At 38.2% G+C, this 23,415-nt stretch carries 21 protein-coding genes; 6 read left to right on the forward strand and 15 right to left on the reverse strand.

Annotated features, from left to right (window positions below):
- Positions 1 to 144: 144 nt before the first annotated feature.
- The 4 genes from CA265_10585 to CA265_10600 form a co-directional block, all read right to left on the reverse strand.
- Positions 145 to 1,641: a hypothetical protein gene (locus CA265_10585; GenBank protein ID ARS40071.1), complete on the reverse strand. Its 1,497-nt coding sequence runs from the start codon at positions 1,639 to 1,641 to the stop codon at positions 145 to 147.
- Positions 1,642 to 1,646: 5 nt separating this feature from the next.
- Positions 1,647 to 2,009, reverse strand: coding sequence for a transcriptional regulator (locus tag CA265_10590; GenBank protein ID ARS40072.1), 363 nt, complete (start codon positions 2,007 to 2,009; stop codon positions 1,647 to 1,649).
- Positions 2,010 to 2,207: 198 nt separating this feature from the next.
- Entirely contained in the window at positions 2,208 to 2,708 is a 501-nt protein-coding gene (locus CA265_10595; protein ARS40073.1) for a hypothetical protein, read from the reverse strand.
- 88 nt (positions 2,709 to 2,796) lie between these two features.
- Positions 2,797 to 4,173, reverse strand: a complete 1,377-nt coding sequence (locus CA265_10600) for a dicarboxylate/amino acid:cation symporter (GenBank protein ARS40074.1) — start codon at positions 4,171 to 4,173, stop codon at positions 2,797 to 2,799.
- 160 nt (positions 4,174 to 4,333) lie between these two features.
- On the opposite strand from CA265_10600, the gene CA265_10605 reads away from it, so the two are divergent.
- The 3 genes from CA265_10605 to CA265_10615 all read left to right on the forward strand — a co-directional run bounded on the left by CA265_10605 (position 4,334) and on the right by CA265_10615 (position 6,103).
- Positions 4,334 to 4,831, forward strand: coding sequence for an RNA polymerase subunit sigma-24 (locus CA265_10605; GenBank protein ID ARS40075.1), 498 nt, complete (start codon positions 4,334 to 4,336; stop codon positions 4,829 to 4,831).
- Positions 4,818 to 5,417 carry a hypothetical protein gene (locus tag CA265_10610; protein ID ARS40076.1) on the forward strand — a complete coding sequence of 200 codons (600 nt, stop codon included), beginning with the start codon at positions 4,818 to 4,820 and terminating at the stop codon, positions 5,415 to 5,417. Before CA265_10605 ends, CA265_10610 begins: the two co-directional genes overlap by 14 nt.
- A 158-nt stretch (positions 5,418 to 5,575) precedes the next feature.
- On the forward strand, positions 5,576 to 6,103 hold the full coding sequence (locus tag CA265_10615; GenBank protein ARS40077.1) for a hypothetical protein: 528 nt from the start codon (positions 5,576 to 5,578) through the stop codon (positions 6,101 to 6,103).
- Here CA265_10615 and CA265_10620 read toward each other — a convergent pair.
- The 6 genes from CA265_10620 to CA265_10645 all read right to left on the reverse strand — a co-directional run bounded on the left by CA265_10620 (position 6,092) and on the right by CA265_10645 (position 14,399).
- Positions 6,092 to 6,463 (reverse strand): diacylglycerol kinase, encoded by a 372-nt coding sequence (locus CA265_10620; GenBank protein ARS40078.1) that lies wholly within the window; start codon positions 6,461 to 6,463, stop codon positions 6,092 to 6,094. The genes CA265_10615 and CA265_10620 overlap by 12 nt on opposite strands.
- Positions 6,464 to 6,561: 98 nt before the next feature.
- A complete protein-coding gene (locus CA265_10625; protein ARS40079.1) occupies positions 6,562 to 7,158 on the reverse strand; it encodes a hypothetical protein in 597 nt (198 codons plus the stop codon).
- A gap of 59 nt (positions 7,159 to 7,217) precedes the next feature.
- The gene (locus CA265_10630) at positions 7,218 to 9,128 is read right to left on the reverse strand and encodes a beta-N-acetylhexosaminidase (protein ARS40080.1); all 1,911 of its coding nucleotides are present in this window, start codon (positions 9,126 to 9,128) and stop codon (positions 7,218 to 7,220) included.
- Between the two features lie 908 nt (positions 9,129 to 10,036).
- Positions 10,037 to 10,993: a thioredoxin-disulfide reductase gene (locus CA265_10635; protein ARS40081.1), complete on the reverse strand. Its 957-nt coding sequence runs from the start codon at positions 10,991 to 10,993 to the stop codon at positions 10,037 to 10,039.
- 199 nt (positions 10,994 to 11,192) lie between these two features.
- Positions 11,193 to 12,353 carry a dipeptidase gene (locus CA265_10640; protein ARS40082.1) on the reverse strand — a complete coding sequence of 387 codons (1,161 nt, stop codon included), beginning with the start codon at positions 12,351 to 12,353 and terminating at the stop codon, positions 11,193 to 11,195.
- A gap of 417 nt (positions 12,354 to 12,770) precedes the next feature.
- Positions 12,771 to 14,399 (reverse strand): methylcrotonoyl-CoA carboxylase, encoded by a 1,629-nt coding sequence (locus CA265_10645; protein ID ARS40083.1) that lies wholly within the window; start codon positions 14,397 to 14,399, stop codon positions 12,771 to 12,773.
- Positions 14,400 to 14,616: 217 nt separating this feature from the next.
- On the opposite strand from CA265_10645, the gene CA265_10650 reads away from it, so the two are divergent.
- Positions 14,617 to 15,063, forward strand: a complete 447-nt coding sequence (locus tag CA265_10650; GenBank protein ARS40084.1) for an II family cellulose-binding protein — start codon at positions 14,617 to 14,619, stop codon at positions 15,061 to 15,063.
- Between the two features lie 4 nt (positions 15,064 to 15,067).
- The gene (locus CA265_10655; GenBank protein ID ARS42957.1) at positions 15,068 to 15,517 is read left to right on the forward strand and encodes a hypothetical protein; all 450 of its coding nucleotides are present in this window, start codon (positions 15,068 to 15,070) and stop codon (positions 15,515 to 15,517) included.
- A gap of 2 nt (positions 15,518 to 15,519) precedes the next feature.
- On the opposite strand, the gene CA265_10660 is transcribed toward CA265_10655, so the two are convergent.
- The 5 genes from CA265_10660 to CA265_10680 form a co-directional block, all read right to left on the reverse strand.
- A complete protein-coding gene (locus CA265_10660) occupies positions 15,520 to 16,149 on the reverse strand; it encodes a hypothetical protein (GenBank protein ID ARS40085.1) in 630 nt (209 codons plus the stop codon).
- Positions 16,121 to 16,582: an acyl dehydratase gene (locus CA265_10665; GenBank protein ARS40086.1), complete on the reverse strand. Its 462-nt coding sequence runs from the start codon at positions 16,580 to 16,582 to the stop codon at positions 16,121 to 16,123. The genes CA265_10660 and CA265_10665 overlap by 29 nt, the downstream gene beginning before the upstream one ends.
- A 73-nt stretch (positions 16,583 to 16,655) precedes the next feature.
- Positions 16,656 to 17,249, reverse strand: coding sequence for a Rossman fold protein, TIGR00730 family (locus tag CA265_10670; protein ARS40087.1), 594 nt, complete (start codon positions 17,247 to 17,249; stop codon positions 16,656 to 16,658).
- 384 nt (positions 17,250 to 17,633) lie between these two features.
- Complete coding sequence (locus CA265_10675; protein ARS40088.1) at positions 17,634 to 20,213, reverse strand: TonB-dependent receptor; 2,580 nt, start codon at positions 20,211 to 20,213, stop codon at positions 17,634 to 17,636.
- 421 nt (positions 20,214 to 20,634) lie between these two features.
- Entirely contained in the window at positions 20,635 to 22,104 is a 1,470-nt protein-coding gene (locus tag CA265_10680; GenBank protein ARS40089.1) for an IMP dehydrogenase, read from the reverse strand.
- Between the two features lie 218 nt (positions 22,105 to 22,322).
- Here CA265_10680 and CA265_10685 point away from each other — a divergent pair, with 218 nt between their 5' ends.
- The gene (locus tag CA265_10685) at positions 22,323 to 23,330 is read left to right on the forward strand and encodes a fatty acid hydroxylase (protein ID ARS40090.1); all 1,008 of its coding nucleotides are present in this window, start codon (positions 22,323 to 22,325) and stop codon (positions 23,328 to 23,330) included.
- Positions 23,331 to 23,415: the final 85 nt, after the last annotated feature.

A 23,415-nucleotide genomic window follows, 5' to 3' on the forward strand; every position in this document is an offset into this window, starting at 1 on the left:
GCATGCGCGGGAATGACGACCGATCTTACCAAGATGAGATTCATCGCGTTCAGATTGCTTCCCCGAAAGGTCGGGACAGGCTGTCGGCTGAAAAAGCCTTCTCGCAATGACGACTTTTTTTTGAATTTAATTATTTCAAAACGATTACGGCTTCATACTAATCTGAATAGCCTGATTATTCCGGTCAACTTTGAGATCAGAAATCTTGTTTAAATTCAGTTTATCAAGTTCCTCTTTTGAAATTTTATTACCATTTAAAAAATAGGTAGTAGTTTCATTAACCACAGTTCCATTGCCTGTTACATGCTGATTTCCATCTTTAACATCTGATATTTTGGCTGTTGATTTTAAAAGGTAAAACATACCAACACCACTTTTCGGGGGCATTGGCAAGGTCTCGAAACCACCGTCTTTTTTAGATACAATCTTTATATTAACAATTTTATGGTCTGGATTTATCGTATCGGTAAAATTAAAATGTTGTACAAAGGTTTGGCCTTTAAAATCTCCATCTGTTTTAAAGCTCATCATTTTCACTTTATTACCCAAGCCCTTCAAAACATCTTCTACTGATTTTCGGGAAGAATCTGCACCATCGACTATACTTTTAAAAATAAAAGTCATTTTAGTGATTGTATCCGGTCTTTTTAATGTATCAATAAGTATGCTCTTTTTTGCTTTAGGCTTTAAAACCGTTTTCGGCTGTAAACGAACTGCAGCAACTTTATCGGGCAAAACATCGTTGACTATTTTTGTTAAGGGTGCCAGGCTTTTCTTTACGTCCTTCTTATCGATGGTAAAAGCGAGTGTAATACAAAGCAATACAGGCAACACAAATAAATACCGGGTGAGGTTTACTTTTGAAGAACGTTTCGCATTCATCATCTTAATCCGTTTTCTAAGGTCAGACAGGTTAAAATTGTTCACGATAGCGACAGATGGCTGCAAGGTTCCTACATCTAATAAACTGTATTGGTAAGCTTTTTTATCAATCCCTTTCCTTAAAATTTTAGCGTCGGTAATAAATTCAATGTTTTCCCTTACGGCTTTTTTCATTAACCAAACCCCTGGATTAAACCAGTAGAAAACCACACAAATTTCAGCCAAAATGATATCAAAAGTGTGCCATTCTTCTACATGCACACGTTCGTGCTCGAGAATATTGCTTAAATCTTGTTTTTTATGTAAAAGCGGATTGATATAAATGGTTTGCCAAAAGCTAAACGGGCTTACCTCATCATTTAAAATCCGCACATGATAGTTGTTTAATTGCTCTGGCGAAGATTTTTTATGCATCCTATAAAGTGACATAAACTGCACCAGTAACCTCATGCCCATTACTATAACGCCAATATAAAAAAGAACAGTTAAACCTTGCCAAAATATCGAAACGGCATTTTGTTGCACCAATTGACTAACCTGCTGATTGAATTGCGGAACGAAGGCAGGTACAGCTTTCTGAGCAGCAAAAAACGCGGTCAGGTTAATAAAGGGATAGGCTGAAGAAAAAATGATCCCAAACAGCAGAAATACCCTGTTGATGGAATAGAAAGTTAGCCTGCGCAACACCAGGTAATAGGTTGCTGAAAACAAAATCAGAACCAAATTAATTTTCAATAGAATGATAAAGAAATGTGGCATGGCATTTACTTTTCAGGGTTCTCAATTAAATTTATAATCTCTTTAAGTTCCTCCGCACTGATTTTTTTATCCTTTGCAAAAAAAGCAACCAGTTCTTTATAAGAGCTCTGGAAATAATTATTTACAAAACCACTCATAAAGCGCTTTTTATATTCCACTTCCTTCACCTTGGCACTGTAGCGGTTCGCATTTGCAAAACGCTCGCTTACCAGATAGCCTTTCCGTTCTAAATTTTTGATGGTAGAGGCCAGTGTAGTGTATGGCGGTTTCGGATCTGGAAGTACATCCATAAAATCTTTGATAAACCCCTTACCTATCTGCCAAACGGCGAGCATCGCTTCTTCTTCCTGTAATGTTAACTTTTCCATTATTACGAATATATCGTAAATATACGAAAACATCCTAAAAGAAAAAGACTTTAACAAAACGCTAACATTTAGCGCTTTATTAAAGTCTTTCCTAGTTCATTGTTGATTGGTTAATCGCCCTTCGATTAATCGACTCCAAACTGATTTACAGACAATTTGGATTCGAACCCCGGACTCCCGACTTCGGACTAACCTTACCTACTTCCCGCTTCTCTTTTCTGCCTGTAATAAGGTTTCCTGAATAATTTTTCTCATTTGAACAGCTGCATCCAGTAATTTTGGATTGCCATCAAAATCGCCATAAATGGTTACATGTTTTGATTTCTTTTTATAATTGAAAGTAATATCATAGCGCGGTACTAACCTGGATTTATCACTTTTTTTACCAATGGTATCTGGAAAATTCCAAAGGCCGATTTCATTTGCCTTTCTATGCATGTATAATACATCGTTGCTCTTTAAAAAGAACTTTTTGGTCACCACAGAGTCCTTATTATTAACGTACTGATAAACACCAGTTTTTGAATCATATGTGTTTTCTAAAGTATCTTTTAAGCCATAACTATACTGCATCGACACAAAATCATCTTTGCGGAAAGGTGCATTCTGAATAATCGGTTTGTAATAGATATAACAATAAATGATCATCGGAACGATAATGGTAATGGCTAAGAATATTTTTTTTCCTCTACTTGACACTTGATATTGAATTAATGAATGAATATTTAATTATTGAATGAGAGAATTGTTAAATGATTATTAAGACTCAAGACTATTGACTCCAGACTCAGGACTCCTTAAGCTCCCCTTCCCACTTACTTACTACTGCCGTTGCAATGCTATTTCCTACCACATTCGTTGCAGAACGGCCCATATCCAATAACGGATCGATACCGATTAACAAGGCCAGGCCTGCTTCCGGAATATTGAAACTTGCAATGGTACCTGCAATGACCACTAACGATGCTCTTGGCACACCTGCAATCCCCTTACTGGTTAACATCAGGATTAAAAGCATAGAAATTTGCTGTTCGAAACCCAGGTGTATACCATAAGCCTGTGCGATAAATAAAGAAGCGAAGGTCATGTACATCATCGATCCATCTAGATTGAAGGAATAACCCAATGGCAAAACGAAACTTACAATTTTATCTTTGCAGCCAAAACGTTCTAACAGCATCATTGTTTTTGGATATGCCGCTTCGCTACTTGCTGTACTGAAAGCCAAAAGTGCTGGCTCTTTCATATCGTTTACCAGGCGGAAAATACGTTTCTTCAATACTAAAAATCCTAAGAAAATTAAAACAGCCCAGAGTATGGCTAAACCCAGATAGAATTCACCAATAAATATAGCATAGGTATTTAGTACATTTAAGCCTTGTTTGGCCACGATGGCGGTCATTGCCCCAAAAACGGCCAATGGTGCAAAATTCATTACATAACCGGTCATTTTTAAGATTACGTGCGCAATGGCATCGAAAGCTTTGATCACAATCTGCCCTAAATCGCCGATGGCTGCAGTGGCTACCCCAAAAAATAGCGAGAATACCACAATCTGCAGAATTTCGTTGGTTGACATCGATTCGGCAATACTTTTTGGAAAAACGTGCGCAATAAAATCTTTCACACTCATTGCTGCTTTCTGGATCCCCGTATTTACCAGTTGATCTGGTAATGATAATTTCATGTGTCTTCCTGGTTCAAACAAATTAACCAGAACCATTCCCAAAACCAGCGACATCAGCGACATGGCCAGGAACCAGCCTAAGGTTTTACCCCCGATTCTGCCGACTGCTTTAATATCGCCTACTTTGGCTACCCCAACCACTAAGGTTGTAAATACCAATGGGGCAACAATCATCTTAATTAAGCGAAGAAAAATATCGCTCAGCAGCGTAAAATATTCTAATTTTTTCTCCCTGATGTCTTCGTTCTCTTTTTTGATTTTGGCATTGGCTTTTCGTTCAGCTTTAAGTTGTGTATAACCAATACTGGTGGTATCGGTCGATTTGGCAATGCGAACCTCAATACTTTTTACTTTCGCATCGGCGGTAAGTATATTTTGGTTATAAACATTTATTGAATTGACATTTAAAATATAGCCTAATGCAATACCCGCAATCAGCGCTAAGAAAATAAAAAGCGTGAGTTTGTTTTTCTTCATGAATATAAAAAGTTTGTGGCAACTTAATTTGGTAAAACTACGATATTTACGGCGTGTAACAAATTTTGATAACAGGTGACATTAAAAAATATATTATTTTTGATTTCCGCTGTAACAAAAAACACGCATCATCATCTAAAACGCAACTATAAACCCCTAAATGGAACAAAAAGACAAGTTATTTAAAGAGATCTTCGATTCAAATTCCAAAAAAATATTCCATTTATGTTATGGTTATACTGGCGATACCGACGCTGCAAATGATCTTCTACAGGAAACTTTTTTAAAGGTTTGGCAAAATCTGGACAAGTTCAGGAACAAATCTTTAATTTCTACGTGGATTTACAGAATTGCAGTAAATACCTGTTTAACTTATTTGCGATCAGAAAAAAGACAGGCAAAAGATGAATTAACAGATAACATTATAGAAAATAAGGTAGAAGAGTTTTCAGAAAAAAATGAACAGGTTGCCCTACTTTATAAATGTATATCGAAGCTCGAAGAAAATGACCGTTTGATCATTACGATGGTACTTGATGAGTTACCATACCACGAAATTGCCGATATATCAGGGATAAGCGAAGGCAATTTAAGGGTAAAAATTCACCGAATTAAACAAAAATTAACAGAACTATATAGCCAGTATGCAAGCGTTTGATCAAATACAGGAGTTGTGGCAAAAGCACGAGGTAGAAGTTAAAGTTTCTGCTGATGAGATGTTGCAACAAGCGAAGAAAGAAGTAAATGGATTAAAGCTAAAATCTGCTTTAAATATTTTAGGAATGCTGGCATCCTTTATCGCTATTGCTGCATTATGGATTTTTATGCATTTCGAATCATGGACAACCCATGTTGGCATCAGCATTACCATCGTTGCTATTGGTGTATATACGCTTATCCTCTATCGCGACCATCGTTTGATTGCGAAAAATGATGCGACTGCCCATCCGCACGAATACCTGAATAACTTAAAAACCTATCAATTAAACCGCTTCAAACTTTACAATTCTCTATATTGGTTTTACGCCATTGCATTATCACTGGGAATTATATTTTATTTCATTGAAATATTAACCTACTTGAGCATGCCTCAAAAAGTAGCGGCAATTGTATTAACTTTTTCATGGATACTATTCTGCTCAACTATATTGCGCAAGGCTGTAATCAAACGCGAAAAGGAAAGAATTTCACTACTGATTGAGAAATTTGAGCGCATTAGCGGACAGATTTCTGTTGCAGAGTAATTTTAGGCACGGTTTTTTCATTGTAAAAACCAACACATGAAACCGTCATGATTTACCCATTAACAATGGAATAACTAAGTCATGATCGCTTCACCACAGTTGAAACTAAAATTACACAGGTGAAAACACGATTGATTTTTTTATTATTTTTACTCGCATTGCCATGCACTTTTGCCTTTAAACAAGATTTTACCCAACCGGTTCAGCTGAATTGGGAAACACACTTTAAAGGTAAAGCTGATCTGCGCTCACCATTTTTTGCCTTAACCGCCATGACGTGGAGATATAGTTATGAAAGTACTGTTTACCGTAACCGTGTAGCCATTAAGCTTAAAAATGATGTAAGTATCGATAAAACCAGATCGTGGGTAAAGTGGGATAAAATTAAAGATCCCGAAATCAGGGCCAGTCTTTTACACCACGAACAAGGGCATGCTGATATTCAATATATTTTGCTTTTAGAAGCCGAAAGGGTATTGAAAAACAGGAACTATTCAGTATCGAACTATAAAGCGCAAATATCTGAGCTGGCCAATCAGATCAGCGATTACTTTGATACCATGCAACGTAATTATGATGAAGAAACTGAGCATGGCAGCAATCATAAAATGCAGGCCCGATGGGATGACATTATCCAGGATAAGATTGAAGAATCGAGGACTGCTATGGCCGAATTACAAAAATAGTTTTGGAAAAAACACAATAAACCCCACAGCTACCGCCAGAAACGCAGCCACCAAAACTGCAGCCGCCGCCAGATCTTTAACCACTTTAATTTTGGGATGATAATCCGGAGAAACCACATCGGCTAGTTTTTCGATCGCAGCGTTTAAAATCTCAGCTACTATAACTGCTGAAATAACAGATAAAATAGCAATCCATTCTAAGTCGGAGATCTTTAAATAAAAAGATAAACCAATGGCTATTATTGCCGCAAACAGATGAACCCTGCCGTTATGGTCCTTAACGAAAAATAGTTTCAGGCCATTAAAGGCATATTTAAAGCTTTTAATGCGATCGATAATTGAAAACTTTTGGTTGCTCATTGTTTTTTAAATGCATGATAGATCCTGAATCAAGCTCAGGATGACGTCCTCCCAGGAATAACTCCTCGCCTTACGCCTTACGCCACACGCGCTACGTCTTATTTCACCTCACTTGTAGAAAAACTATTTCCACTTAATTTATACTGATAGGTTTTGGTAATGGTTTTAGTGCTATCGGCGCTATCTTTTACCGGGAAAGAGCGGAACAGGTCTCCGTTTTTAATAAAAAAATTATCGTTGCCGGTATAACCTTTCTTTTGACTGGTACTTAAAGAAGGGAAACTGATTTTATTGAAATTGCCACCCGAGTATTCAAAAACATTTAAATCCGAAACTGTTTTTTTGCTTAAAAGCTGAATGTACAATTCAGGATTTCCATCATTATCTAAATCCATATTCCAGGCATCGATCAAAATACCTTTGCGATCTACCGCAGCAGACCTATAATTATTGCGAACAGAATCAGACATGAGGATCTGATATCCGCCTATAGAGTCAACCCCTTTTCCCCAGCTCACAATTTCGAAGTTTAATCCGGGTTTCACTTCTATATCTTTATAAAAACGGAAGGGGTTTTTCTGCACTTTTGCCGTTTCTGTCTTAATTTCTTTCGGTTTTTCTTCTGTGCATGCAAAACAAAACAGCATCCCTGTAATTAACAAGAGATGCTGTAATGTATATTTTTGTAATTTCATTTATTTAGGACGTTTTGGTTGCCCCAAATTAAGTATTTTAGCCGTTTAAAGCAACATTTTTATTTCTTTGCCTCTGCTTTAACTTCAGGTGCTCCGTTATTTAAAACGGTTTCAGTAACTACACTTCTTCTACCGCTTGGTGCAATTACAATGGTTTTTAATACCCTTTTTTCGCCTTGTGGAACGATGATCTTAACCGGCGAGGTGTATAAAAATGCATTTTCTGATGGACGTGATAAATCAATCGAATAATAAATTTTAGCTCCGGTAATTGGTGCTTTTAAATCAATCGTAAATTCTCCTCCGGTTAAAGGTTTATCGCTCTGACCAATTGGTGTTGGTACCCAGAAATTCACATTCATCTTATCTAAGCGCGCTAAATGCGCTGGTAAACGTTGTTCAGAAAAATTCTTTAAATCTTTACGCTCAACCGGCGACCAGGCAATTTCTGATAAAGCCAGTAAACGTGGGAAAGCATGATTTTCTGCTTTTGCCGTAGTTTTGATATACTCAGACCACATATTGGCCTGTACGCCTTTAATGTATTTTCTTTCATCAGCAGTTAATACTTTCGGAATCGGATCGTAGGCATAAATCTTTTGATAAGGCGCGAATCCACCAATGGTTACCGGCTCATCAGGAGAATTAGATTGTTTATGGTCGATGTATAAACCCATAGAACCAGGTGTCATAATCACATCGTGTTTTTGTTGTGCAGCCGCTATTCCACCGTCTTCACCTCTCCAGCTCATTACGGTTGCATTTGGAGCCAAACCACCTTCTAAAATTTCATCCCAACCAATAATCGATCTTCCTTTTCCATTAACGTGTTTTTCAATAGTCTGAATGAAATAGCTCTGTAATTCGTGCTCATCTTTCAAACCTTTCTCTTTCATCAGGTTCTGGCAGAAAGGAGATTCTTTCCAGTAGGTTTTAGGTGCCTCATCGCCACCAATATGAATGTATTTTGATGGGAAAATAGCTATAACCTCATCAAGTATATTATTCAACATGGTGAATGTGTTTGCAGATGGCACAAAAATATCATCAAAAACACCCCAGGTTTGCTGTACTTGCTTTCCTTTTCTGCTGCCCGCCCATGGCGTTTTATCGCTGATAAAAGTATCGCGATCAGGGAAACAGCTTAATTCAGGATATGCTGCAATTGCGGCTGAAGCATGTCCAGGTAATTCAATCTCCGGTATAACGGTGATGTATTTAGCAGCAGCATATTGAACAATATCTTTGGCTTCTTCCTGCGTATAATAACCTTTAACCGGTGTAAGGTAATTGCCATTGCCCGGATAATTACCAATAATAGAACCGTTACGTGAAGAACCAACTTCAATTAGCTTTGGATATTTTTTTATTTCCAGTCTCCAGCCCTGATCATCTGTTAAATGCCAGTGGAAAGTATTTATTTTATAATAAGCCAGCTGATCGATATACTTTTTGATAAAAGAAATCGGGAAGAAATGACGGCATACATCCAACATCGTTCCGCGGTAAGCAAAACGTGGATAATCGTTAATATTAACGGCAGGAATGGTAATTTTATCGGCAACTTTATCAGGCATCATTTGCATAGCCGACTGAACGGCATAAAATAGGCCTGCGCCTTTTCCTGTTAAAACAATTTGTTTCGGTGTAACTTTAATGGTATAACCTTCGGCCGGTAACTGATCTGCTCCAACAGATGTTAAAATAATAGCCTTTTGGTTAGGTTGGGTAATTTTAGCTTCTCTTAAGGCAAAACCTGCCTTGGTCACGATAAAAGCATTCAATAAATCAGACATCTTTGCGCCGTCGATGCTTTGATTTACTAAAACTGTGGTTTTATCTAATACGAAATTTCCGCTTGCCCTGGTAATGGCTACAGGCGCAGGTATGATACCCAGGTTAGGATCACTCTGCGCAAATGCACTCGTGCTGATTAATACTCCAATAAAAATCGATAATGCTTTGTTCATGTTGTGTTTTGGTTTTTATAGATTCATTTGATTATTTGAACCAAGATAGAGATTATGGAGACATTATAAATCCCACATTCTTGTTACAATAGGGATCAAACGTTTGATATCAGCGATTTTCATCATAAATCGATTTATTAATTACGGGCAGGTCCTTCATCATCAGATAGTCGTATTAATAATGGAGATAACGTTTTTTTGAAAATCAGGTACAGCATTATTAGGAGACGGGAGTCCCGCTCCCGCTTCTGCCGATGGAAATATCGGCATCTCGCTTTGATCGGGTTTAAGTGGCACAACCATTGGTACTATTTTGGGTTGCAAAGTGCAAAAGAATTATTTCAGGCAGTCTGCCATTCGACTTTAAATAGCAGAAAACAATTATTTAAACCTGATAGAAGTGAAAAGCCCGCAGCGTAGCGAGGACTTGTAACGGAAAGCAGGACTAACAATAAAAAGAGCCACCGCAGTTGCTTTCCAAAAAACATCAATCATAAGAAAGAGAAATCATCTCTTAGAACTCCTACTCATAGATCTCTCCATTTCACTGTGTTCCAGTCGAGATGACGATTTTAATAAAAAAAGAGAAATTATCTGTTAGAATTCTTACTGGTAGATCTCTCCATTTCACTGCGTTCCAGTCGAGATGACGATTTTAATAAAAAAAGAGAAATTATCTGTTAGAATTCTTACTGGTAGATCTCTCCATTTCACTGCGTTCCAGTCGAGATGACGATTTTAATAAAAAAGGGGAATTATCTCTTAGAACTTCTACTTGTAGATCTCTCCGTTTCACTGTGTTCCAGTCGAGATGACGCATTTCACCGTGTTCCAGTTGAGATGACGATTTTAACAAAAAAGAGAAACCGTTACTGATTTCTCTTCTTCAAAATATTTTGAAATTATTTTTATGCTTCTACCGCATGTTCTTTTGCGGCTAAGTATCTTTCTGCATCGAGCGCAGCCATACAACCAGAACCTGCAGCGGTTACCGCTTGTCTGTAATACATATCCTGCACATCGCCACAGGCAAAAACACCTTCGATATTGGTTAAAGTAGAACCAGGTTTAGTCGCTAAATAACCGGTTTCGTCCATATCCAACTGACCTTTAAAAATATCAGTATTCGGTTTGTGACCAATAGCCACGAAGAAACCTTCTACTGCGATATCAGACTCAACACCGGTTTTGTTATTTAAAACTTTAACAGCCGTTACATTTTTGCCGTTACCTAAAATCTCTTGTGTTTCGGTATTGTAATGCACCACAATGTTTGGTGTGGCCAATACACGGCTCACCATGGCTTTAGAAGCTCTGAATTCGTCTCTGCGCACCAATAAGTGCACCGTTTTACAAAGTTTTGCTAAATAAGTTGCTTCTTCGGCTGCTGTATCTCCCGCACCTACAATGGCAACATCCTGTCCTTTAAAAAAGAAACCATCGCACACGGCACAGGCCGAAACACCAAAACCATTGTATTGTTGCTCACTTGGTAAGCCCAACCATTTAGCAGTCGCCCCGGTAGCAATAATTACGGTATCGGCAGTAATGGTTTTAATTTCGTCAACCACTACTTTATGCGGCGTTGAAGAAAAATCTACTGAACTTACATAACCAAAACGGATATCGGTACCAAAACGCTCGGCCTGCTTGCGGAAATCTTCCATCATTTCTGGTCCCATAATTCCTTGTGGATAACCTGGAAAATTTTCTACATCTGTAGTCTGTGTAAGCTGTCCACCGGCTTGCATACCAGTATACATAATTGGTTTTAAATCAGCTCTGGCAGCATAAATTGCAGCCGTATAACCTGCAGGACCTGAACCTATAATTAAACACTGAACGTGCTCGTTTTCTTGTGACATTATATTGTGTGTTTGAAATTCATTAATCGTAGCGCAAATTTAATGCTTTAAATATTTGCTGACAAGTGCACATTGTCAACATAGTTTACTTATTAACATCATGGGAGCAGCGGATAGCGCCTGGTGTTTGGCGATTAAGTCCAGGTGCACATTCGTGATGTAATTAAGGGTAAGATGAAACATTTTACAGCACCAAAAATCACCGACCTTTATTCTCTCTAATCAACCGAACTACATTTCTGCCCATAATTTTCCTGATATCGCTTTCCGAATATCCGTTTTTAATGAGTTCTTCTGTAATTTTAGGATAATCGGCCACACTATTCATGCCCAGAGGAAAAGATTCTGCGCCGTCAAAATCTGCACCCAGCCCCACATGGTCAATACCAATTAATTTTACAACGTGATTGATGTGTTTAACCAATAGCGATATGGGCGGACGTGTAGCATCAGCATCAACCTGATGGTTATAAATTAAGGTATCAATGGCATTGCTTCTGCTATATTTAGCCGTCAAAGTTTTAAGCTCGCCATCATATTTGGCAAAAAAAGCTTTTTGTTTGGTATTGAAAGTAGAATCTAAGAAACCACTGTAGAAATTAATACACACTACGCCCCCATTTTTGCCTACAGCTTTAATCTGATCATCTTTTAAATTTCGCGGAACCGGATTGATGGCATAAGTACAGCTATGGGATACTATTACAGGCTTAGCTGATACTTTAATGGCATCATAAAACGTTCTTTCACCTACATGCGATAAATCGACCATTACCCCAAGTTTATTCAATCGCTTTACTACCTGTTTTCCAAAGTTGTTTAAACCTGCCTGCTCAGGTTTTACCTTACCTGAACTTTCTTCGGCCGCCGAACTCGACCAAGATGTGCTGTTGTTCCAGGTTAAAGTAAGATAGGCCATTCCCCGCTTTGCCAGGCTATCGATATTGGCTAACCGGTTTTCGATCATATGTCCACCTTCCACCCCAATCATTGCGGCCAATTTTTGTTTATTAACCGCTAATTCTAAATCTCTAGCCGTTGTAACCAGTTGGATCCTATCGGGATATCTTTTGATTAAACTATATAGCGAATCTATTTCGCGGTTAGCTACGGCATACCCACCCGTTTCATCACACCAAATAGAGAAAAACTGAACATCTAAACCGCCTTGCCTGGCCCTTACTAAATCGAAATTTCCCTTCTGCTGAAGCTTACCGATATCGATACCCGATTTAATCTGATTGAAAAGTATATCTCCATGGGTATCAACTACAATGGCATCTCGATGAATTTTGGAACTTTGGGCAAAAAGATTGATTTGTAAAACAATCAGACCAAGAAAAAGGCAAATACTTTTCATGTTTTAAATATAACATTAATTGCTTTGGCCACTTAAATTCTTTTAATTGTTCTTTTACCACCAAGAGCACAAAGGCAAAACTCAGGTATACTAAGGTGACTCAGGTGGTGAAAATTCATGAAACATTAAATGTTAGATGGTAATATCCAACAGCGCATCGAAAAATTTCTTTTAAAGCAAACCTTATTTAGATAGGTCGTTTTTTAATTTCTAATACACATTTGTTTTTTAGATCTAACGCTTGCTTTCTCATTTGCGCTAAGGAAACTTTGCATCTGTTTAGGTTAGCTTGTTGGGCTAATTGATCCATTTTTGAAAATGATATATTGTAATCCATTATTAATGCTCAGATATACTTAGTTTGTGAAAAATATACCCACCAGCAGTCAGATGATCATACCTAACAGCACATTATACCTATGTCTGTATCACTCCAACATTAAATTTCTTTGTAATCGGCGATTGATTAGCGGCCTCAATGCCCATCGAAATAACCTTTCTGGTTTCTAAGGGGTCGATAATACCATCTACCCAAAGCCTTGATGCTGCATAATAAGGTGTGGTTTGGCTATCGTACCTATCGGTAATTTCTTTTAACAGTTCGGCTTCTTTTTCTGGTGTAATTACCTCGCCTTTGGCTTTTAATGAGGCCTCCTGAATCTGGAGCAAAGTTTTTGCTGCCTGCGAACCGCCCATTACCGCAATTTTAGCAGTTGGCCAGGCATAAATCAATCTTGGATCATAAGCCTTCCCGCACATCGCATAATTGCCGGCACCATAAGAATTCCCCAATACGATTGTAAATTTCGGCACCACCGAATTGGCAACGGCATTAACCATTTTAGCCCCATCTTTAATAATACCGCCATGTTCTGATCGACTGCCCACCATAAAACCGGTAACATCCTGTAAAAAAACCAGCGGGATTTTCTTCTGGTTGCAGTTCATAATGAAACGGGTAGCTTTATCGGCGCTATCAGAATAAATTACACCACCAAACTGCATTTCACCCTTTTTCGATTTCACTACTTTACGCTGGTTGGCCACAATACCTACTGCCCAGCCATCAATGCGACCTAAACCACAAACGATGCTTTGTCCGTAGCCTTTTTTGTATTCTTCAAATTCAGATCCATCAACCAAACGGTTAATGATATCCATTATTTCGTAAGGTTTATCGCGGTTCTCCGGAAGAATACCGTATAACTCTTCTTCTTTTTCTTTAGGTTTAGCCGGTTTAATCCGGTCGAAACCTGCATTTTGGGGAGCCCCCAGCATACTCATGATATTCCGGATACTATCTAAACAGGCCTGATCATTGAGGTGTTTGTAATCGGTAACCCCAGAGATTTCGCAATGCGTAGTGGCTCCACCTAAAGTTTCATTATCCACTTCTTCACCTATGGCCGATTTTACCAGATAAGAACCTGCTAAAAATACCGATCCGGTTTTGTCCACAATCATTGCTTCATCGCTCATAATCGGCAAATAAGCTCCTCCCGCAACACAAGCGCCCATAATGGCCGAAATTTGCACAATCCCTTCCGACGACATGATGGCATTATTACGGAACATCCTCCCGAAATGCTCTTTATCTGGAAATATCTCATCCTGCATGGGCAGGTATACGCCGGCGCTATCTACCAGGTAAATTACCGGCAAGCGGTTTTCCATGGCAATTTCTTGCGCACGCAGGTTCTTTTTTGCGGTCATCGGAAACCAGGCGCCCGCTTTTACAGTGGCATCATTGGCCACAATCATACATTGCCTCCCGCTTACATAACCTATACCACACACCACTCCTGCCGAAGGGCATCCACCCTGCTCAGCATACATGCCATCAGCAGTAAAGGCCCCTACTTCTAAAAAATTAGAATCTTTATCAATTAAATAAGCAATCCGCTCGCGGGCCAGCAGTTTGCCTTTTTCTTTTTGTTTTGCGGCGTTCTTTTCACCGCCACCCAAATATATTTTTTTGAGTCTGGTTTTCAGTTCGTAAACCAACTGTTTATTTACATCCTCGTTTTTGTTGAATTCGATATTCATGGTGGCAATTTAAATTTAATTTTAGAAAAACAGTATTGACCAAAACGGTTTCTGGTCTACCGCCTGGTTTAACCGCCAGGTGCGCAGAAAAAAGTCGCAAAGAAAATAAGGATTTGCACATTATTAACTAAAAAATTTCTTTGTGAAAACTTTGCATCCTTTGCGGTTAATATAAAAGAAATCCATTTAAAATGATATTTTTGGGTAAATCCTAAAAATGGAACTAACCATCAATATTCCGGCACTATTGTTTCCTGCCATCAGTTTAATTATGCTGGCTTATACCAACCGTTTTCTGGCCTTGGCCAGCCTGGTAAGAAGTTTAAAGTCGAAATATGAAGACGGCGATAAAAATGCTGCGCTTCATCTGCAGATTGAAAACCTACGTTACCGGTTAAGGTTAATTAAAAATATGCAGGCTTTTGGCGTGCTCAGTTTTGCGAGCTGTCTTTTTTGTATGTTTTTTATTTACCTGGAGTGGAATACGGTTGCCGAAATTCTTTTTGCATTGAGCTTGATCTTTTTTATGATTTCGCTCATTATCTCACTGATCGAAATCCAGATCAGTACAAAGGCACTCGAGCTGGAACTGAGCAGTTTAGCAGAATTGGATAATCCATCGATAGTGAGCAGATTAAAAAAGAAGTTTGATAAAAATTTATAAACAGATGGCCATTAATACACCAGAAGAATATTTAAACAGTATTGCTGAAGAAAGAAAAATACCCGTTTCAAAACTGAGGGATACTATTTTAGAAAACCTACCCAAAGGTTTCGAAGAAAAAATTACCTATGGTATGCTGGGTTATATTATTCCGTTAACACTTTATCCGGCAGGTTACCACTGTAAACCGGAACAGGCTTTACCCTTCATCAATATTGGTTCGCAAAAGAATTTTATTGTGATGCACCACCTGGGCCTATATGCATTTACCGATTTACTGGAATGGTTTCAGGCAGAATACCCTAAACATTGCAAATATAAACTCGATATGGGCAAAGGTTGCGTCCGTTTTAAAAAGCCTGATGATATTCCGTACGCCTTAATTGCGGAACTGGCCGGAAAAATTACGCCTGCACAGTGGATTGAACAATACGAAAAAGCATTAAAACGTTAAAATTAATTTTGGTAAACTACACCATTAATGATTAATTTTTTCCAGTTACCAGGGAAACCTTTACCTTTTAAATATTTTATGGAATGCGGATGTCCTTTTAAATTTGGATGATAAACGGCATCGAATGAGAAAGTCATTTCGGTATCTGATTTTTGAATCACCGTTACTTCGTTATCATTTTCATCCTTTTCTCCTGTAGTGAAAAACTTATCGCCCATTTTTGCATTAAAATCAGCTCTGGTATACGTTTTCGAAGGACTATCGGGATAACTCTCAATCAATTTATTCTGCTCATCGATTCTTAAATAAACTGTGCTGATTGCATCGCCCCCGATCAAAGAATAAAACTTATAAAAAAGCTTTTTATTAATCCGAACGGTATCCTGAATTTCGGTATAAGATTGAGCATTCATGTACCATAGGTTACCAACCTGCATGGGTAAAAATGAATCGGCAACAGGATCTTGATCCTTATTTTTCATACAGGATAAGATAAACAGACCAATTAAAGCAAAACCTAAGAAATTGAAAATATTCTTCATCAGCGAATTTGTTTTTCTTTTTTTAAATGTTAAAAATAAACGATCCGCTACATCGCCATAATTAGCTGATAAAATGATACAAGAAAACAACCTCTCCGCTAAATGCAGGCTTTTTCTGGTCTTCGATTTCCATTTCAATACCCATGTTTACCTTAGTTACGCCCCGAAGGTTAATGATAGAAGCCAGTTTTGCTTTTAATCTTACTTTGCTGTTTACGGTAACGGCCTGTGCAAACCTTAAACTTTCAATCCCGTAATTGATCTCCATTTTTAAATTCTGGATATCCACTATCTCTTTCCATAAGTAAGGGATTAATGATAAAGTTAAATAACCATGGGCGATAGTTGCTTTAAAAGGTCCTTCATTTTGTGCCCGCTCTTCATCAACATGTATCCATTGATGATCTAAAGTAGCATCAGCGAATTTATTAATCTGTTCTTGCGTAATGGTATGCCATGAAGAAACGCCTAATTCCTTGTCCAGGTATTGTTCAAATTCTGCGTGGGAAGTAATGATTTGCATTTTTTATATATTTTTAGCGCCAAGCGTTTTGCGGTTGGCGAATTGATAATTGCTTGTTATTGATAATTAATTTTTAGCTTAAGTTTCTTTCCCTAAACCAAACTTCATCAGGGCTAGCAGAAAAGCCGTCCATTTTATGAATTAATATTTCTGCATCTGCCTCGTTGAAAACTAAATCGCGATTGGCCGGTTTTAAAAATTTGCTTTGCACCATCATGTCCATTTGGGCAAATAAGGGATCGTAAAAACCACTTACATTTAATACACCAATTGGTTTATTGTGCAAACCGAGCTGTAACCAGGTTAACACTTCAAAAAATTCTTCCAGTGTACCAAATCCACCAGGTAAGATCACAAATCCATCGCTCAAATCGGCCATTTTCTGTTTTCGCTGGTGCATGTTTTCGGTAACCACCATTTCGGTTAAACCCTGGTGACCGACTTCCTTATCCATTAAAAACTGAGGAATTACCCCTGTTACTAAACCACCCAACTCCAATACATCATTGGCTAACACGCCCATCACGCCAACACTGCCACCACCATAAATCAACCTGATCTGCTGTTTTACAAGTGTTTCGGCCAATTGCTTTATCGCCTTACGCAATGTGATATCGCCATTAAAGTTTGAGCCACAATACACACAAACCGAGTTAAGCTTATTCATTTTTTTCAAAAATTTACCGAAGTTAATATTTTATCAGCTTTCTATAAATTTTAATTCTGCACAATACTGTTACAGGTCTGTTTTTTGAAGTTTAAAGCACCAAAAGCGATAGCTTATTTTACGCTGTTTCATTTTACCCTTTAAATTTCTTAGTCATGATAAAATTAGTTTCTGGTACTTTAATCTCCTTAAGAACCACGGACTGAAGTAAAACAGACCTGATGGAAGTGGGCATCCCGATTCTTCATCGGGATAAAACGTACAGCAGGATTAGCGGAACCGAAAAGTACAGAACCCTGCGCTGCCTAAAACAAAAAAAAGGAGTAGCATTACACCACTCCTTTTAACCAAATATAAGAGAGAAAAGATTTCTTTGTTAAGCACTTAGAAAGAATAGCGCAAAGTAGCGCCATAAGTTCTTGGATCGCCAAGTACACCTGCATACAAACCAGAGTTACCTGCGGCTGCCTGCAATTGCTCGTAATAATTTTTGTTTCCGATATTTCTGCTCCATACAAATGCCGAGAATTTATCAGATTTGAAGCCTAATCTGGCATTAAATAAAGCATAACCTTTAACATTTAATATACTCGATGGTGTAGGATTTGAAGAATACTCTGAACGGTAGCTGGCATCAGCAGCAATAAAATACCTGCCCAGTTTGGTTGCTAAACTACCAGGGGTGCTAAATTCTGAACCACCAGAAATATTCCATTTAGATATACCTGGTAATCTACCTCCTGAGGCATCTTTAAATGCTACCTGAGTCGCTACGCCATTTACCAATTCTGTATGTCCGGTTTCTTCTAAAGGTAGTGGTGCATTGGTAAATTTCACATATTTACCATCTAAATAAGCAACAGCAGCATTTAAAGTTAAGAATCTTTCTAACTGATAAGTTCCATCAACTTCTAAACCTTTTACCTGAACTTTTTCCGCATTGGCCAGATAACCTCTGTTTACACCCAATTGTGGCGATTGCACATTGGTTTGGTAATCTTTAATATCGGTATTAAAAGCTGTAATGTTTAAAATAGCGCCTTTAACTGGTTTGGTTTTTAAACCCAGTTCGTAATGTTGAACATATTCTGGTTTTACAACAGCAACTGATAAGTCTGCCTGTCCGGTTGAGGTAGTTGGCAAGCCCCCTACGTTTACACCAACTGGTTTATAGGCGGTTGAAAAAGTTCCATAAACATTTAATTTAGGGTTTGGACGATAAGATACAGTAAGGTTACCAGACAGATTATTGTTATCTACATTCGTAGTAAACTGTTGATTGCTATACACTGCTGCTTTTAGTGCTAATAAAGCTGCATCAGTTGTTTGCAAACCGCCGTAAGTTACCCTGTCGTAATCAACATCTTTTTTGTCGTAAGTGTATCTCAATCCTGGTAAAACATGCAAGTTGGTTAAAAATTCCCAATCTACCTGTGCAAAAATAGCAGCACTTAACGATTTGATGGTTGAATTGGTTTTAATACCAAAGCCATCTAACAAACCTGGTGTTGAATATAAAGCCTGGCTACCGGTATTGCTGGTTTGCACAAACCTCCACTGATCTTTACCCACCTCTTCGGTTTGAGCTAAACCTTTTAAGTTTTGGGCAAGGGCAAACACACCAATTACACCACTTAATTTATCGGTGATATGACCAGCATATCTAACTTCCTGTGAATATTGATCGTGACGGGAGTTACCTTGTGATTTTGTTAATGCCGACAATTCCGAGAAATCCCTGTCGTTTGTTGGATCCCAGTTCCAGAATCTCCAGGCAGTAGTAGAAGTAAGCGTTCCGTTACCAATTTTATAATCTACGTTTAACGATATACCGCCAATAGATTGATTGTGTCTCCAAGGTGTATTGGTATTAATTTCTCTTGAAAATGGATCAATCTTAGGTTGCTGATAGCCTAAATCAGAAACAATTTTAGCATACTGACGGTAAGCACTTCTTTCGGTTTGGGCAACGCCTGCAATGACCAGCGGATAACCTGCCGGGTGCTGCACACTTACATCGCCACTTAATAAAATTTGTAATCTGTCTGACGGCGTATAGTACAACTGGCCTTTAAAACCAAGGTTGTTTTGTCCGCTGTATTTACGTTCTTCACGTGTATTCCAGATGGTACCATCGCGCTGCGTACCCGATATTGATATTTTTGCAGCAAGATTTTTGGCTAGACCGCCAGAAACTGATGTTTTTGCCTGGATAAAGTTATAGTTACCCACGCTCAGCTCTACCTTTGCGCTTGGTGTTTGGGTTGGTTTTGTGGTGGTAATGTTAAATGCACCAGCAGTAGTGTTTTTTCCGAATAATGTTCCCTGAGGACCACGGATCACTTCAATTTGTTCAATATCAAGAAAATCGGTTGAGGTTGCAGCGGGACGTGCGTGATAAACCCCATCTACATAAAAACCTACTCCCGGATCAATACCATCATTGGTTAAACCGAATGTTGAGCCCAACCCCCTGATATTTAAAGTGGTATTTCTGGCATTCGAAGCATACAATTGTACCGAAGGAACCAGTTCTTTTAAACGGTTAACGTTAAAGGCACCTGCATTTTCTGCTGCCTGTCCACCGATTACAGTAATTGGAATAGGCACATCCTGTAAAACCTCCGAACGTCTTCTCGACGTTACCACAATTTCATCCAGCAGTGCATCTTCTACCAGAACCAATTCAATCGGTGCCTCCTGAGGTTTTAAAAACTGAAAATCCTGCGGTTTAAAGCCAACTGAACTCACTTGTAAATAAAATGGAACGTCTTGCTTCACGTTTATGCTAAAGGCACCGTTATCATCGGCTACAACGGCCTGATTGGTTCCTCTTACTTTTATGGTTGCGTGTGGTATGGTGCTACCGTTACTTGCCTTTATTACACCCTTTATTGGGGTCTGAGCAAAAACAAAGCTTGCAGAAAGTATTAATGAAAAGAAAATAAGTAAACTTTTGTTCATGATTGGTTATATAGTTTGTTTTAAATGTTATTGATAATTGGCTTTGTTAATTGTTTAATTCTGTTTTAGAATATGAGCTACAACAACTATACAAGCGGGTTTTTAGTTCAAATTTCATAATTATATATAAATCCTATAGATTTAGTCGACAAATATATTAAAAAAATTTAGCTGCCAAATTTTATTTTGTGATTTTTCTATTTTTATTAATCCTCCAGTCCTTTATTAGGTTTTAAAACCTATAAGATCTAAAAGCAAAACGGGGCTATCGTAAAACGATGCCCCGCTGTAATTATCCTTAAATCCCCTATAGGTAACTTTAGATATATATTCTTTTCCTAAAATTTTGAGTGGTTAGAAAATCCTCCTGCTAAGATTATTAAAAGCCTAAACCTTACACCCTAAACCTTTTACCTTACACCTACCTAGTGTAATTTGGTGCTTCTTTGGTAATGGTAATATCGTGAGGATGACTTTCGCGCATACCTGCAGCTGTAATTTGTACAAATTGTGCTTCCTGTAACGCTTCTATAGTTGCCGCTCCGCAGTATCCCATACTGGCACGTAAACCGCCGATATATTGGTACATTACTTCTGCTAAAGTACCTTTAAATGGCACACGACCAACAATGCCTTCTGGAACTAATTTTTTAATATCATCTTCCACATCCTGGAAATAACGGTCTTTCGAACCTTGCTCCATCGCTTCGATTGAACCCATTCCGCGGTAAGATTTAAATTTACGTCCTTCGTAAATAATGGTTTCACCTGGTGATTCTTCTACTCCTGCAAATAACGAACCTGCCATTACTGTACTTGCACCTGATGCAATTGCTTTGGCAATGTCGCCAGTGTGTTTAATACCACCATCAGCAATAACCGGTACGCCTGTACCTTTTAAAGCTTTTGCACATTCGTAAACAGCATATAACTGCGGAACACCAACACCTGCAATAATTCTGGTGGTACAGATAGAACCTGGACCAATACCCACTTTAACCGCATCAGCACCAGCATCAGCTAAAAATTTCGCAGCAGCACCGGTAGCTATATTACCAACAATAACCTGTAAATCAGGGTATTTAGCTTTAACTTCTTTTAATTTATCCACTACACCCTTTGTATGTCCGTGGGCAGTATCGATGGTAATTACATCAACACCGGCATGAACCAAAGCATCAACACGCTGTAAAGTATCGGCTGTTACCCCTACTGCAGCACCTACCCTTAAACGGCCACGCTCATCTTTACAGGCAACAGGATAATTTTTAACTTTAGAAATATCTTTAAAAGTGATTAAACCGCTTAGGTATCCATCTTTACTTACTACAGGAAGTTTCTCGATTTTATGGTTCTGAAGAATTTCTTCTGCCTGAACCAAAGTGGTTCCTTCTGGTGCAATGATTAAATTTTCTTTAGTCATTACTTCAGAAATTGGTCTCTTCATATCCTTTTGAAAACGTAAATCTCTGTTTGTAATGATACCAACCAGTTTATTATCGCTACTGACAACCGGAATACCACCAATTTTATGCTCTTTCATGATTTTGAAAGCATCGGCCACAACAGCTGTTTCCAATAAAGTTACAGGATCCTGGATCATACCGCTTTCCGAACGCTTAACTTTACGTACTTCTGCAGCTTGTCTGTCAATAGTCATGTTTTTATGTAACATACCAATACCACCGTTTTGCGCAATGGCAATGGCAAGTTCGGCTTCTGTTACTGTATCCATTGCCGCAGAAATCAATGGAACGTTAAGTTTAATTTTTTTAGTTAAAAAAGTGGCTGTATTTACTTCACGGGGCAGAATTTCGGAATATGCGGGTACTAAAAGTACGTCGTCATACGTTAAACCTGTGGCAATAAACTTTGTGGAATCGAGTTGCATAGCAAATAAATTAGGATTTATTATTTGCCAGGCAAAGATACGAAAATTGAGGGAAAATAAAAGCACAAAGATAAAAATGCTTAAATATTGAGCTTGCCTGACAATTGCCACAGCACCAGAATGGCCAGGTTAGTATAAAATAACCGGACTAATTATTTAGCGATTTAATTTGATTAAACTCGGGATTTATATAAATTCATCAAACCAAATATATAAGTATGATTGATTTTCTGGAAGGAACGAAGGAATGGCTGATTGGCTTTTTCGGCTTATCGGCAATTTTACAGCTGCTGCAAACCAACGATTATAGTCAGTTTATGAGCTGGAAAGGAATCAGCGCGTTGATCGGTCCTTTAATTCCTTTTCTATTGGTTTTTGAAATTATTAGAATGACATTTTACCGCCGTTTTAAAGTGGTAGATTACCGCATCTCTTTCTTTTCGCTGGTTTTCAATTCATTTGTGGGTCGTATCATTTCAATCGGAATGGTTTCCATCTGCATTGGTTTATTTGGAAAATATGCCATTTTTAAAACCGAAATTACCTGGTACTGGCTCATTTATGGTTATGTAATATGGGAATTTGGCCATTTCATTTATCACTTTTTAGCGCATAAAGTTAGGCTGTTCTGGTGCCTGCATTCTACTCATCATGCGCCAGAAACCATGAATCTATCCGTAAATTTTGCTCACTTTTTTCTTGAAGCTCCCTATGCCGACCTGATTAGAACAACAACCTGTATTCTTTTGGGTGTAAGTCCTTCGCTGCTTTTTTTAATTATGTTTATTGATGGTCTTTGGGGATCTTTTATCCATATTGGCGAAAACATTTCTAAAGATGGCCGTTTCGGTTTTCTTAATAAAATCATCCTCACCCCTTCTCACCATCGGGTACACCATGCCAAGAATGCATTGTATATGGATACCAACTTCTGCAACCTGCTACCCATCTGGGACCATGTTTTTAAAACCTATCAGGAAGAAGACAAATCGATAAAAATTGAATACGGCATTACCCGGGAAATGAAAAAACATAGTTTTTTAGATGCTTATTTTGGTGAAATTGTTCTTTTGGCTAAAGATGTTTGGCGTGCGCCGGGGATTAAGAACAAGTTCCGCTACATTTTTATGCCTCCCGGATGGAGCCACACCAAAGACCATAAAACGGCCAAAATAGTGAGATCAGAATACCTGAAAACTTACAAAACTGAAATGACGAGCCCATAAAAAGGAATACCAGATTACTTTTTAAAATTTCGCATACCCTATCGTCTGATTTAAAAGATTATATCAAAAATTTGTTGTGCATGAA

It is taken from the genome of Sphingobacteriaceae bacterium GW460-11-11-14-LB5, assembly GCA_002151545.1.
Classification (GTDB): domain Bacteria; phylum Bacteroidota; class Bacteroidia; order Sphingobacteriales; family Sphingobacteriaceae; genus Pedobacter.

What these genes read in the sequence shown, in the direction of transcription:
- CA265_10585 (ARS40071.1), bottom strand. Translation starts at nt 1,641, where the DNA reads ATGCCACATTTCTTTATCATTCTATTGAAAATTAATTTGGTTCTGATT.
- CA265_10590 (ARS40072.1), bottom strand. Translation starts at nt 2,009, where the DNA reads ATGGAAAAGTTAACATTACAGGAAGAAGAAGCGATGCTCGCCGTTTGG.
- CA265_10600 (ARS40074.1), bottom strand. Translation starts at nt 4,173, where the DNA reads ATGAAGAAAAACAAACTCACGCTTTTTATTTTCTTAGCGCTGATTGCG.
- CA265_10605 (ARS40075.1), top strand. Translation starts at nt 4,334, where the DNA reads ATGGAACAAAAAGACAAGTTATTTAAAGAGATCTTCGATTCAAATTCC.
- CA265_10610 (ARS40076.1), top strand. Translation starts at nt 4,818, where the DNA reads ATGCAAGCGTTTGATCAAATACAGGAGTTGTGGCAAAAGCACGAGGTA.
- CA265_10620 (ARS40078.1), bottom strand. Translation starts at nt 6,463, where the DNA reads ATGAGCAACCAAAAGTTTTCAATTATCGATCGCATTAAAAGCTTTAAA.
- CA265_10625 (ARS40079.1), bottom strand. Translation starts at nt 7,158, where the DNA reads ATGAAATTACAAAAATATACATTACAGCATCTCTTGTTAATTACAGGG.
- CA265_10630 (ARS40080.1), bottom strand. Translation starts at nt 9,128, where the DNA reads ATGAACAAAGCATTATCGATTTTTATTGGAGTATTAATCAGCACGAGT.
- CA265_10635 (ARS40081.1), bottom strand. Translation starts at nt 10,993, where the DNA reads ATGTCACAAGAAAACGAGCACGTTCAGTGTTTAATTATAGGTTCAGGT.
- CA265_10640 (ARS40082.1), bottom strand. Translation starts at nt 12,353, where the DNA reads ATGAAAAGTATTTGCCTTTTTCTTGGTCTGATTGTTTTACAAATCAAT.
- CA265_10645 (ARS40083.1), bottom strand. Translation starts at nt 14,399, where the DNA reads ATGAATATCGAATTCAACAAAAACGAGGATGTAAATAAACAGTTGGTT.
- CA265_10650 (ARS40084.1), top strand. Translation starts at nt 14,617, where the DNA reads ATGGAACTAACCATCAATATTCCGGCACTATTGTTTCCTGCCATCAGT.
- CA265_10655 (ARS42957.1), top strand. Translation starts at nt 15,068, where the DNA reads ATGGCCATTAATACACCAGAAGAATATTTAAACAGTATTGCTGAAGAA.
- CA265_10665 (ARS40086.1), bottom strand. Translation starts at nt 16,582, where the DNA reads ATGCAAATCATTACTTCCCACGCAGAATTTGAACAATACCTGGACAAG.
- CA265_10670 (ARS40087.1), bottom strand. Translation starts at nt 17,249, where the DNA reads ATGAATAAGCTTAACTCGGTTTGTGTGTATTGTGGCTCAAACTTTAAT.
- CA265_10675 (ARS40088.1), bottom strand. Translation starts at nt 20,213, where the DNA reads ATGAACAAAAGTTTACTTATTTTCTTTTCATTAATACTTTCTGCAAGC.
- CA265_10680 (ARS40089.1), bottom strand. Translation starts at nt 22,104, where the DNA reads ATGCAACTCGATTCCACAAAGTTTATTGCCACAGGTTTAACGTATGAC.
- CA265_10685 (ARS40090.1), top strand. Translation starts at nt 22,323, where the DNA reads ATGATTGATTTTCTGGAAGGAACGAAGGAATGGCTGATTGGCTTTTTC.